This window comes from Pantoea sp. SYBGC1, from assembly GCF_057197005.1.
The window spans coordinates 73,556-86,323 of the sequence record NZ_JBXUNM010000009.1 but is presented as its reverse complement, the minus strand read 5'-3'; the positions used below and the strand labels follow the sequence as shown (position 1 = coordinate 86,323).

At 55.8% G+C, this 12,768-nt stretch carries 10 protein-coding genes; 4 read left to right on the top strand and 6 right to left on the bottom strand.

Annotated features, from left to right (window positions below; translation table 11 throughout):
• Positions 1–81: 81 nt before the first annotated feature.
• Positions 82–1,266 (top strand): BaiN/RdsA family NAD(P)/FAD-dependent oxidoreductase, encoded by a 1,185-nt coding sequence (locus AC2CF9_RS14675; protein ID WP_484557324.1) that lies wholly within the window; start codon positions 82–84, stop codon positions 1,264–1,266.
• Between the two features lie 3 nt (positions 1,267–1,269).
• On the opposite strand, the gene AC2CF9_RS14670 is transcribed toward AC2CF9_RS14675, so the two are convergent.
• Positions 1,270–2,214 carry a glycosyltransferase family 32 protein gene (locus AC2CF9_RS14670; protein ID WP_484557323.1) on the bottom strand — a complete coding sequence of 315 codons (945 nt, stop codon included), beginning with the start codon at positions 2,212–2,214 and terminating at the stop codon, positions 1,270–1,272.
• Between the two features lie 269 nt (positions 2,215–2,483).
• Between AC2CF9_RS14670 and AC2CF9_RS14665 the strand changes: the two genes are divergently transcribed.
• Positions 2,484–2,831, top strand: a complete 348-nt coding sequence (locus AC2CF9_RS14665) for a hypothetical protein (protein ID WP_150018447.1) — start codon at positions 2,484–2,486, stop codon at positions 2,829–2,831.
• A gap of 48 nt (positions 2,832–2,879) precedes the next feature.
• Here the strand turns inward: AC2CF9_RS14665 and AC2CF9_RS14660 are convergent, their stop codons facing one another.
• The 5 genes from AC2CF9_RS14660 to AC2CF9_RS14640 form a co-directional block, all read right to left on the bottom strand.
• A complete protein-coding gene (locus AC2CF9_RS14660) occupies positions 2,880–3,314 on the bottom strand; it encodes a helix-turn-helix domain-containing protein (protein WP_150018448.1) in 435 nt (144 codons plus the stop codon).
• A gap of 273 nt (positions 3,315–3,587) precedes the next feature.
• Positions 3,588–4,565: a porphobilinogen synthase gene (gene hemB, locus AC2CF9_RS14655; RefSeq protein WP_150018449.1), complete on the bottom strand. Its 978-nt coding sequence runs from the start codon at positions 4,563–4,565 to the stop codon at positions 3,588–3,590.
• Between the two features lie 135 nt (positions 4,566–4,700).
• Positions 4,701–6,206, bottom strand: a complete 1,506-nt coding sequence (proP, locus tag AC2CF9_RS14650; protein WP_150018450.1) for a glycine betaine/L-proline transporter ProP — start codon at positions 6,204–6,206, stop codon at positions 4,701–4,703.
• A 314-nt stretch (positions 6,207–6,520) separates the two neighbouring features.
• On the bottom strand, positions 6,521–8,110 hold the full coding sequence (locus AC2CF9_RS14645; protein WP_484557349.1) for an EAL domain-containing protein: 1,590 nt from the start codon (positions 8,108–8,110) through the stop codon (positions 6,521–6,523).
• A 251-nt stretch (positions 8,111–8,361) separates the two neighbouring features.
• Complete coding sequence (locus tag AC2CF9_RS14640) at positions 8,362–9,429, bottom strand: AI-2E family transporter (protein ID WP_039381005.1); 1,068 nt, start codon at positions 9,427–9,429, stop codon at positions 8,362–8,364.
• A gap of 204 nt (positions 9,430–9,633) precedes the next feature.
• Here AC2CF9_RS14640 and AC2CF9_RS14635 point away from each other — a divergent pair, with 204 nt between their 5' ends.
• Both AC2CF9_RS14635 and AC2CF9_RS14630 read left to right on the top strand, forming a co-directional pair.
• A complete protein-coding gene (locus AC2CF9_RS14635) occupies positions 9,634–10,842 on the top strand; it encodes an MFS transporter (protein WP_150018452.1) in 1,209 nt (402 codons plus the stop codon).
• A 405-nt stretch (positions 10,843–11,247) separates the two neighbouring features.
• Entirely contained in the window at positions 11,248–12,753 is a 1,506-nt protein-coding gene (locus tag AC2CF9_RS14630; RefSeq protein WP_150018453.1) for a CoA-acylating methylmalonate-semialdehyde dehydrogenase, read from the top strand.
• Positions 12,754–12,768 lie beyond the last annotated feature (15 nt).

Sequence of the window (12,768 nt, the reverse complement as noted above, 5' to 3'; positions counted from 1 at the left end):
TTTACGGCATTTTTTTGAAGGTGGCGTAAAAAGCCGCAGATCACTACAATCAGCGCCTTTCGTAATCGGGTGGACATCGCAGTGGAAAAGTTTGACGTTATCGTAATAGGGGCAGGTGCTGCCGGGATGTTCTGTGCAGCGCAGGCGGGACAGCGCGGGCGCCGCGTACTGCTGCTGGATAACGGCAAAAAAGCGGGCCGTAAGATTCTGATGTCAGGCGGCGGCCGCTGCAACTTTACCAATCTGTATACCGAGCCGGCGGCCTACCTGTCGCACAACCCGCACTTCTGCAAATCTGCGCTGGCGCGTTACACCCAGTGGGATTTTATCGATCTGGTCAGCCGGCACGGCATCGCATGGCATGAAAAAACGCTGGGTCAGCTGTTCTGCGATGACTCCGCGCAGCAGATTGTCGATATGCTGCTGAAAGAGTGTGAAGCGGGTGCGGTGACGCTGCGGCTGCGCAGCGAAGTGCTGAGTACGGAGCGTGACGACGGGGGATACCGGCTGCAGCTTAATGGCGCAGAGGTATGGGCAGAGAAGCTGGTGATCGCCAGCGGCGGGCTGTCGATGCCGGGACTGGGCGCGTCGCCGTTTGGTTACAAAGTGGCGGAACAGTTTGGTCTGCGCGTCTATCCGACCCGCGCCGGGCTGGTGCCGTTTACGCTGCATAAACCGCTGCTGGAGCAGCTCAGCACCCTGTCGGGCGTTGCGCTGCCGGCTACCATCGAAGCGCAGGATGGCACGCTGTTTAAGGAGGCGATGCTGTTTACCCATCGCGGTCTCTCTGGTCCGGCAGTGCTGCAGATCTCCAGCTACTGGCAGCCAGGCGAGTTTATCAGCGTCAACCTGCTGCCGGCGCTGGCGCTGACCGATTACCTTGATGAGCAGCGCAGCGCGCATCCCAACCTCAGCCTGAAAAACAGCCTGGCGAAGATCCTGCCGAAGCGGCTGGTGGAAGTGCTGCAGGCGATGAACCAGATCCCGGATGTCACCCTGAAGCAGCTCAACAGCAAACAGCAGGCTGAGCTGGCGCAGTTGCTGCATCAATGGCGGGTACAGCCAAACGGCACCGAAGGTTATCGCACCGCAGAGGTCACGCTGGGGGGCGTTGATACCAGCCAGCTCTCTTCAAAAACCATGGAAGCGCGCGATGTGCCGGGCCTCTATTTCATTGGTGAGGTTGCGGACGTGACCGGCTGGCTGGGGGGCTACAATTTCCAGTGGGCGTGGAGTTCCGCCTGGGCCTGCGCCCAGGCGCTCTGAGCATTACCCGCGGCTCAGCAGCAGCTGTCCCAGCAGGCTGTCGCGGTTGACCACACCATATTTCAGGTTGGTGGCGAGATATTTGCGGTCGAAACCGGTGAGTTTGGTTAACGGCGGCAGCACCTCCGGCAGACGATCGACCATCAGCATGCGGCTCAGCCGCACCGGACGCCACTCGCTCAGGCTTTGATAAAGCAGCGCGCTGGCTTCGCACTTGCGCAGATAAAGATTGTAATGATTGCTTTCGCGCAGCGCCTGCTGCTGCGCCAGATAGACCACCAGATAATCGGGGGGCGTAATGCCCTGCACCAGGGTGTCATAGTCAGGCTGCGCCAGCAGCTGCCGGAAGAAAGCTTCCGCTCCCAGCGTTACAATCGGGCGGAAATAGTGCAGCCAGCGGCCAATAAAGGCATTGTTCGCCGGGGCCGCAAGGAACCACGACTCAATTACCGGATAAGCCATATCGTGCGTTGAACCGGCACGATAAAACGCAATCAGGTCATAACGCGGGTCGGCGTTAACGGCCAGCAGCGCATCCAGCGTACGGTTGAGGATAATGGTGGCATCCATCCAGATGCCGCCATAGCGGTAAAGCAGCTCCAGGCGGATAACATCGCTTTTGTGCGACGGACGCATATCGGGATGCGTAAACTGCAGATCCGGCAGATAGTGCGCGAGATTGCGATTGTTAATCACCGTCATCTGGTAACCCGGGTTTTCCCGGACAATTTTATCCACAAAAATCTGCACTTCAGCGGGCAGCGTTTCGCTCTCCCAGTACATCCAGATCTGCTGCGGGATCGGCGTGCCGGTGGCGGGCTGGCTGCACATATCGATATCCTGCTCATCGCGCGGATTATAGCTGGCCAGCTGTTTACGCCGCGTCAGCATCTTCTCTGCCCGCAGACCCAGCGAGACCAGATGGGTTTTAACGTTATTTTTGTTCATGCTTTTTCCTGTCGCAGGCCGTCAGCTATCGCAGTTTTAATGCAGGCAAAAAAACTGGCCCTGTGGCAACGTCCTGAATGCACCCTGAGCGGCGCGAAATGAAGTTTTAAAATTAACAAAGGGCGGGAAGTTGCTCAATCAATAAACCGCAAAACAACAACTTTAAGAGAATCCGCAGAAACCGGCGCGGATGGGTCACGCGGGCGGGTAGCCGGGCCGCTAATCTGCTATTATCGCCAGGTTTTTTACTCCGCCGATCCTGTGACACTATGTTAAAAATGAAATTTCTGCTGCCGGTGCTGATTTTGCTGAGCGCAGCCGTATGGTGGCTGATGCCACATTATGATGATGAAGATAAAGCTTATTATATTGCCGTATTCTGTACGCTGACCCATGACGGGCGCGATAACAGCCCGCAGGCGATGCAGCAGATTATTGAAGGTAGTAACTCTGATTACGCGCTGCAGAAAATCCGCTTCCAGCCCGGCCTGGCAACACATCTGCAGCAGGTGTGGCAGGATCTGGCCTTGCCGCAGCAGCAGCAGGCACGTCAGGAGGCGCTGCGCTGCCGGCAGATCATGTCAGCCGTGATGCTGCCGGGTAAGCCAGTGGCATAACAGCAATTGCGCTTCTCTGCGGCCGGCGCGAAGCGTGTCGCCGGCCGATCACAGCGGGTCTTCATCCGGAGAGCCCGGTTTACCCTCCATACGCCGGCAAATTGCACAGGGGTCGTCACTGTTGCGGATATGCGCTTCCGCTTCGTGACTCAACCTGCGCCTGCGGCACTGCAGCGGCGTGCAGCCCAGCGTCTGCTTAAACGAACGGGTCAGCGACTGCTGGCTTTCAAAATGATATTTTAGCGCCAGGCGAATAATTGGCGTGTCGCTGTATTTAAGATCGGCAATACAGTGTGTCAGTTTTTTCCGGCGAATATAGCGCGCCAGCGTTTCACTATAATAGCGGGCAAATAATTTCTGCAGATACCATTTCGAATATCCTGATTTCTGTGCAATATCGTCGATGCTCAGGCGCTGCTCCAGATTATTAGTGATCCACTCTTTTATTATGGCGATAACCTGCTGATTATATTTCTGCTTCATGCCGATATTTTCCCTTCACTCGTCACTATGAAGGTTAATTAAACGGCATAAAAGAGCGGTGTGCTAAATTATTTTTCTTATTTTAACTGATGTGTTTCCATATCAAGAATGGTCTTGTTTTTATATAAATGCTTTACCGTTATTTCTGGGAATAACCGAATAAAAGCAGCGTTATTTATTTAATTTTCGATCAGAAAAGGCGGTTCGCGTGCTCACGATTATTGTGTAAATCAGCAGCCCGGCGATAGCGACCGCCAGGCTGAAGAGTGCGTATCAGAGCAGTTTCTGCTCGGCGAGATCCAGCGCAAAGTAGCTGAATATCAGGTCGGCGCCGGCGCGCTTAATGGCACCCAGGCTTTCCAGCACGACATTACGCTCGTCAATTGCACCCGCCTGCGCGGCAAACTTGATCATCGCATATTCACCGCTCACCTGATAGGCAGCCAGCGGCAGCGTGGTGCGTTCGCGAATATCGCGCAGAATGTCGAGATAGGCGCCGGCAGGTTTAACCATCAGTGAATCCGCTCCTTCGGCTTCATCCAGCAGGGATTCGCGGATGGCTTCACGCCGGTTCATCGGGTTCATCTGGTAGGTCTTGCGATCGCCTTTCAGCGCCGTGCCAGCGGCCTCACGGAACGGACCGTAAAACGAAGAGGCAAACTTAGTGGAGTAGGACATAATGGCCGTATCCGTAAAGCCCGCCCCATCCAGCGCCTGACGAATTGCCTTAACCTGACCATCCATTGCCGCTGAAGGGGCGATGAAGTCAGCACCCGCCTGCGCGGCTACTACCGCCTGCCTGCCCAGATTGATCAGCGTCTGGTCATTATCCACGCCGTGATCGCACAGCACACCGCAGTGGCCGTGGCTGGTGTATTCACAGAAGCAGGTGTCGGACATCACGATCATCTCCGGCACGGTATCTTTACAGATACGCGCCATACGCGCGACCAGACCATTCTCCTGCCACGCATCGCTGCCGGTGGCGTCGGTATGATGCGAAATACCGAAGGTCATCACCGAGCGGATACCCGCTTTGGCAATACGCTCAATTTCATACGCAAGACGTTTTTCCGGAATACGCATTACGCCTGGCATAGCGTTAATCGGCACATAGTCATCCACTTCTTCTTCAACAAAGATCGGCAGCGCCAGATCGTTGATGCTAAGGCCAGATTCCTGGAACATTGCGCGCATGGAAGCGCTTTTACGCAGCCTTCTCGGGCGCTGGATCAGATTAAATTCAGACATGTTCACACAACTTATTTGGATGAAAATAGTGACTACAGTTTACTCTTTTTCACGTCGGGTAATGAAGAATGTGTGCTGCTGAGAGGCGGAGACGGGAGATAAAAAAGTCCCGCCGGGCGGCGGGACGGGTGAATATTACTCTTTAATAACCGGATGCTGATCGACCAGGTTGCGGCGTTTAGCCTCAAGGCGTGCGATCTCGGCATCAATATCTTCAATCTTCTGTTCGATATTGTCGTGATGCTCCTGCAGGATCTCACGGGCTTCATCCAGGTCAGATGCCGCAGGCGTGGCGCCACGCAGCGGTTTGTTCGCCGTCTCTTTCATATAGAGACCAGTGATCAGACCCACGACAGCAACCACCATCAGATAGTAGGCAGGCATATAAAGGTTGTTGCTGGCTTCTACTGCCCAGGCAGTCACGGTCGGCGTCAGACCAGCAACCAGAATCGAAATGTTGAATGCGCTGGCCAGCGCGCTATAGCGAATATGCGTCGGGAACATCGCCGGCAGCGACGAGGCCATCACGCCGGTAAAGGCGTTGAGGATCACCGCCAGCAGCAGCAGGCCGGCAAAAATCAGGCCCAACACGTTACTGTTAATCAGCGTAAACGCCGGGATCGCACAGAAGAACAGCGCAATACTGCCGAGGATAACAAATGGACGACGACCGAAGCGGTCACTCAGCATGCCCATGATCGGCTGTACAAACAGCATACCCATCATGATGGCGATGATAATCAGCACCCCATGATCTTCCGAGTAGTGCAGGTTGTGCGACAGGTAGCTCGGCATGTAGGTCAGCAGCATGTAGTAGGTCACGTTGGTGGCAAGCACCAGACCGATACAGGCCAGCAGGCTTTTCCAGTGTTTGGTGGCGATCTCTTTGAACGACACTTTCGGGCCATCGCGCAGGCCGTCACGGTCACCCTGCTCCAGACCATCAACGTGCTGCTGGAAAGCCGGGGTCTCTTCCAGCGCATGGCGCAGATAGAGGCCAATCAGGCCCAGCGGCAGCGCCAGGAAGAACGGCACGCGCCAGCCCCACTCAAGGAAGTTAGCTTCGCCGATGATGGTCGAGAGCAGCACCACAACGCCTGCACCCAGCACGAAACCGGCGATAGAGCCGAAGTCGAGCCAGCTGCCCATAAAGCCGCGTTTACGGTCCGGGGAGTACTCTGCAACAAAAATCGATGCCCCGGTATACTCACCGCCGACTGAAAAGCCCTGGGCCATTTTGGCCAGCAGCAGCAGAATCGGTGCCCAGATGCCAATTGAGGCGTAGGAGGGGATCAGGCCGATACAGAAGGTACTGATCGACATAATAACAATGGTGATAGAGAGAATTTTCTGGCGGCCATACTTATCGCCCAGCATGCCGAAGAACAGACCACCCAGCGGACGGATCAGGAACGGAACAGAAAAAGTACCCAGCGCTGCGATCATCTGCACGCCCGGAGATGCATCAGGGAAAAAGACTTTACCCAGCGCATAGGCAACGAAGCCATAGACACCAAAATCGAACCACTCCATCGCATTACCCAGCGATGCCGCAGTAATAGCCTTGCGTAAGCGGGCGTCATCAATAATGGTGACGTCATCCAGCCCGATAGGTTTTACACGCTTCCTACGTAATTTCATGATGTTACCCTGTATTGGAATTCGAAAAATCCTCAACGCCGCCGGCTGTCTGCTATCAACTCAGTCCGCGGCGTTGAGAAAATTAAAGCATAGCCGTGAAAACGGGTTTTTCCCTGGCCAGCCATAGCAATTATTACCCAGGTAATTATTGCGAACCGCGACAGAGTATACCGTTTTTATGTGATATTTGTCATGTTTTAGCCATTAAGTGGTTACTTTTTAGCTAATTATGTGGTCGTAAAGCGGTGTCAGAGGGGTAAAAAATATTTTACTTTTTTTGACATAACCCGCATGTTACGCGGGCTGTGGCGAGGTCAGTGCGGTGCAGAGACGACATCGGTCAGCGGCTGACTGCCATGCTCCTTCAGCCAGCGCAGAAAGGTCTGACTGGCGACAGGGCGGGCATAAAAATAGCCCTGAATAAACGTGACCTGACGCTGCTGCAGATAGGCGAGCTGCAGCGCGGTTTCCACTCCTTCGCCCAGCACCTCCAGTTTCAGCTTGTGGCAGAGATTGATAATCGCATCCAGCACCGGCGTTTCGATCTCCAGCCCTTCAATGGCATTGATAAAGCCGCGATCGATCTTCAGGTAGTCGAGCGGGAAGGTCATCAGATAGGAGAGGGAGCAGTGTCCGGTGCCAAAATCGTCGATAGCAACTTTCATGCCCTGCGCCTGCAGAAAGCGCAGCTTGTGCGCCACCGCTTCGCCATCCTGAATCAGGCTGCGCTCGGTAAGTTCAAGCGTGAGCAGCATCTGCTTGTCGCGGATAGCGTGCGCAAATTGCATGATATCCTCAGTAAATTCTGCATGCTGCAGATGATCTGCCGCCAGATTAAATCCGAGGTGAAAACCTGGCATCACCGGCCAGCGGGCGATATCTTCACTCATCAGTTCCAGCAGGTGGCGGGTGAGATCGACAATCATCCCCTCCGACTCCGCATGCGTAATGAAAATATCGGGCCGCACCATCTCCCCATCGGGAAGCTGCCAGCGCAGCAGCGCTTCGGCGCCTGAGCAGCGCGCCAGGGTGTTGCTGTACACCGGCTGATAGTAAACCGAAAACTGACGGTTACGCATAGCGCGGCGGATTTCATCGGCCCAGGAGATACGCCGGCGCAGCCAGTTTGCCGTCAGTATCATCAGCATGATTGAGAAGATTGAGGCCATCGGCAGGAAGATAAACAGCGCCTGCCGCCAGGCGGCGATCAGCTCTGCCGGTGGCACGGTTACGCTGACGCGAATAGGGTAATGCTGCGAGGCACTCTGAAACTGGGTGCTTTGCATATAGTGTTCAGCGGGCATTTTAGGGTTGCCGCTGGCGATAATCGCGCCTTCGCTGAACTGCAGGCTCATCTGATAGCCGCGGGACTCTCCCATGGCATGCATAAAGTCCATCAGATACTGGCCATCAATAACGGCCCAGAAGCCGCTGCTGTCCGGTAGCTGACGCACGAAAATCACCGCCGGACGATGTGGTACGCCTGAGGTGCCCGGCAGTGAGAGGCTCCAGCCGGCTTTACCCGTTACCGGCAGCGGACGCATTATCATTGATTCAAGCGCGCCGTGATTAACGCCGTAAGCGGAGGAGCAGGTGATGTTATCGCCCTGCAGCATCCCCACCGAACGAAAGTAGGCGTTAAGCGTGCCGATACGCTGCAGGTGTTTTTCGATATCGCTGCAGCTCTGATGCTGGTATTGCTGCAGTTCGGCGATCATACCCCAGGCGTTGTCGCTCATTTTCTCCGCCTGAGCCAGCAGAATATTGGCTGTTGCCACCTGCTGCTGCCTGACCATATGGCGCGCTTCAATCGCCGTACAGACGATGCCCAGCACCAGCGGCAGCAGTCCGGCGCAGACAATATAGAGCCAGCCAAAATCACGACGTTTTTTACGCAGAGGCACCAGACTCTCCTCGGTGGGGTTAGGCATTCATCAGCCGCGCCAGCAGCATAGCATCTTCTTTACGCTCTGCAGGGCTGCGAATCGTCCGTGATGCCAGCAGCCGGCGCTAACGATCGCTGCCCGTTGCGCTTATCGCCCACTTTTTTCCGCTCAATTTGCGTTTATCCAGCGGATAAATCGTGTTTTTACGGTTAAAAGCAGCGATAAAGAGGGATTGATCGCTAAACGCAAAACGGTGGCGGGGCCGGATGCTATTTGATCTGCCGCTGCGGCTCGCGTCGTTTCAGGCGCGGCCTGCCGGTGCCAAGCATGATCGCCAGCCGGCTGCCGCCCGGCGTGGTTTCCATCAGAATTTTTGTGACGCTGGTCAGCGGCACCGACAGCAGCATGCCGACCGGCCCCAGTAGCCAGCCCCAGAAAATCAGCGACAGAAAAACCACCAGCGTAGAGAGGCCCAGCCCGCGCCCCATAAGACGCGGTTCCAGCATGTTGCCAAATACCATATGGATTGCGCTGAACAAAAATGCGACCAGCATCGCATCGTAAATATCATTCAGCACCAGCGCCTGAATAAACGGCGGGATACCGGCGATAATCGGGCCGATATTGGGAATAAAATTGAGTATAAAAGCGACCACCCCCCAGAAGAGCGCAAACTTCACGTCCAGCAGCAGCAGAACCAGCCATACCGAAAATCCGGTTATCAGGCTTACCAGCGTTTTCAGAGCCAGATAGTGGGTGACGCCTTTTAGCGCTTTGTGCAGGCCGGCAATACGGATCTGCGGATTAGTGAGGGCATTACGCATTTTATAAGGCAGGTGGTGCACTTCAAATAGCATAAACACCACCGTCAGGATCAGCAGCACAATATTGGTCATCGCGCCGGAAAACTGTGCCAGTACCGTGGTCGCCATGTTCATGATCAGATTCGGGTCAAAGTGCTGCGCCAGCGTTTCGGTTGAAATATTAATATGAAAACCTGCCGCCAGATGCTGGATGACCGTCAGCTTTTGCTCCAGCATGGTGCGGATCTGCGGATAGGTATCGCTGAATTCACCGACTGAGCTTGCCAGCACGGCGACCAGCAGCAGCATCATAATAAAGATCACGGTAATCACCAGTGAGATAGCGACGCCGCGGCGTAGCCCACGACGCATCAGCGAGCTGACCAGCGGGTTGAGCACGATGGCCAGAAAACTGGCGAGCAGAAAGGGGACGAGTATGTCTGATGCGGCGCGGATGCCTGCCAGAATAATCACTAACATCGCCAGCTTGACCAGAATGTTCTGGCCAATTCTCTCCTGCGGCTTTTCGTTCATTGCTGCTCCTGCGGGGAATTTTTCTGATCCAAGTGTAGCTGAAGGCGGGTAAGAGATTGTTTATACACGTGCAGGCAGGGAAGACGCCAGGGCACAGCGCCAGAAACAGAGCTACGATCCAGGGCGTTCAGCAGATGCATACCCTCTGAAAAGGCGTATAGTTAATTTTCTGTTATCAAATGCCTGTCGTGAGCGCGATTATCTATGCCTGACCTGCCTGCTGCTGCGGAACAGAGCCGTCTCCGGCTGAATCTGCAGATTCTTTCTATTGTGAAATTTAATTTCGCCACCTATCTGACTATCGGGCTGCCGCTGGCGGTGCTGCCTGGGTTCGTCCATGACAATCTGGGATATAGCGCGTTCTGGGCCGGGGTAGTGATCAGCCTGCAGTATATCGCTACGCTGCTCAGCCGGCCGTATGCCGGACGCTTTGCCGACAGCTGGGGCCCCAAGCGCGTGGTGGTGCTGGGTCTGGCAGGTAGCCTGCTGAGCGGACTCTGTATGCTCTTCTCCGCCCTGGCACAGGAGCAGGCGCTGCTCAGCCTGACGCTGCTCTGCCTGGGGCGCATTATTCTCGGCGTCGGTCAGAGCTTTTGCGGCACCGGGACGTCGCTGTGGGGCGTGGCGAAAGCGGGTTCTCTGCATATCGGGCGCGTCATCTCCTGGAACGGCATTGTCACCTACGGCGCCATGGCGCTGGGTGCGCCGCTGGGGGTTGCGCTGTTTCGCAGCGGCGGGCTGCTGCAGCTCTCGGTAGTCATTGTGGCCATCAGCCTGCTGGCGATGGTGCTGGCGCTGCCGCGTGCGGCGGTTAAAGGCAGTAAAGCGCGCCCGCTGCCGTTCCGTGCGGTGCTGGGAAAAATATATGGCTATGGCGTGCTGCTGGCGATGGGATCGGCCGGATTTGGCGTGATTGCGACCTTTATTACCCTGTTCTACCGCGAACGTGGCTGGGAAGGGGCGGCGTTTGCCCTGACGCTGTTCAGCAGCGCGTTCGTGGGCATGCGCCTGCTGTTTCCGGATGCGATTAACAAATGGGGCGGGCTGCGCGTTGCCAGCGTCTGCTTTGCCATCGAAGCGGCGGGCCTCTTTCTGGTCGCAGGCGCGGTCGATCCGTGGATGGCGAAGCTGGGGGCCTTTCTGACCGGCGCAGGCTTTTCTCTGGTATTTCCGGCTATCGGCGTCGTCGCGGTCAAAGCGGTGCCGCAGCAGAATCAGGGCAGCGCGCTGGCAACCTATACCGCCTTTATGGATCTGGCGCTGGGCATTACGGGACCCCTTGCTGGCCTGATCATGAGCTATGCCGGCGTGTCGCAGGTCTATCTGCTGACGGCGCTGCTGGTCTGCGTCGCGCTGGGCTACACGCTCTATATGCTGAAATCCCGCCAGCCGGAGAGCGCGGAGACGCCATAAAAAAAAGGCCCCGACCGGGGCCAGCAACGGCAAAAGTATCCCGAAGGGACACAGATAAGGATCGCTGAGCACCTCGTGCAGGCAGAGATACTGATGAAAAGCAGGAGAACATTTGTTTCAAAATAAGTAAATAATGAAATGTAAAAGAGTAGATCCGCTTCGCAAAAATACGCCGGCAATGCTATCTGCAGTATCAGATCTTTTGCCTGAGATAACTGAGAAACGCCCCGCCAGCCAGAAAAAATGCGATCCAGCCCGCTAAAAGAAAATCTTCCAAAAAAGATTATTTGAAAAATTTATTTCATTGTAATAGCTTCATAGCACGCTTTTCATTTCACCTGCCCGGGTAGCCTGGCGCTAACCCTTTGCTGCCTGCAGGGCCCTTTACATCAATGAGGCATCGACATGACTATTATTGGAAACTTTATCGGTGGCAGCATCACGCACAGCGCCAGTAATGAAACCATTCCGGTTTACGATCCGGCAACCGGCAAAGTGGTGCGTGAGCTGACGCAAAGCACCGCTGCAGAAGTTGAGCAGGCGATTGCGGTAGCGCACGCTGCCTTTCCGGAATGGTCGAAAACCGCGCCGCTGCGTCGTGCACGCGTCATGTTCAATTTCAAAGCGCTGATGGAAAAGCACCGTGATGAGCTGGCAGCCCTGATTGTCTCAGAACATGGCAAGGTCTGGTCAGATGCGCTCGGTGAGCTGACGCGCGGTATTGAGGTGATTGAGTTTGCCTGCGGCATTCCGCACCTGCTGAAAGGCGAAAACTCACCGGCCGTTGGCACCGGCGTTGACAGCTATTCACTGATGCAACCGGTGGGCGTGGTGGCAGGCATTACGCCATTTAACTTCCCGGCGATGGTGCCACTCTGGATGTTCCCGATTGCGCTGGCGTGCGGAAATACCTTTATTCTCAAACCACCGGCTCTGGATCCGTCCGCATCGGTGCGTATGGCGGAGCTGCTGAAAGAAGCGGGCCTGCCAGATGGCGTATTCAACGTTGTGCACTCATCTAATGATGATGCAGAGCAGCTGTATAAAGATCCGCGCATCGCGGCCGTCAGTTTTGTCGGCTCGTCCGGCGTTGCGGAGCACATCTATAAAACGGCCAGCGCGCACGGCAAACGCGTACAGGCGTTTGGCGCAGCCAAAAACCACGCTATCGTCATGCCGGATGCCGATCTGGATGCCACCGTTAATGCCATTATGGGCGGTGCGTTTGGCTCAGCGGGCGAGCGCTGCATGGCGCTGCCGGTGGTGGTTGCCGTCGGCGATGATACCGCGGACAAACTGATTGCCCGCCTGACGCCGCTGATCAAAGCGCTGCGCGTAGGGCCCGGCATGCAGCAGGGCGCAGAAGAAAATGAGATGGGTCCGGTGGTCTCTGCCGCCCATCAGAAAAAAGTGCTCGGCTACATCGATAAAGGTGAGCAGGAGGGGGCGAAGCTGGTGGTCGATGGCCGGACTCTCCGGGTCGCGGGTCATGAAGAGGGCTACTATGTAGGCGGCACGCTGTTCGATAACGTCACCTCCGATATGGTGATCTGGCGCGAGGAGATCTTTGGTCCGGTGCTGAGCATCATGCGCGCCAGCGACTACAGCAGCGCACTGCAGCTGGTTAACAGCCATGAGTTTGGCAATGGCAGCGCCATCTTTACCAGCAACGGCCACACCGCGCGCGAGTTTATTCAGAACGTTGAGGCAGGCATGGTGGGCGTAAACGTTCCGGTGCCGGTTCCTATGGCTTTCCACAGCTTTGGCGGCTGGAAACGTTCCGTGTTTGGTGCGCTGAATGTGCATGGCCCGGATGGCGTACGCTTTTATACGCGGATGAAAACCGCCACCGTACGCTGGCCCAGCGGTCAGCAGACCGTATCGGAATTCAGTATGCCGACGCTGGGTTAAGGCAGTTGACAGGAG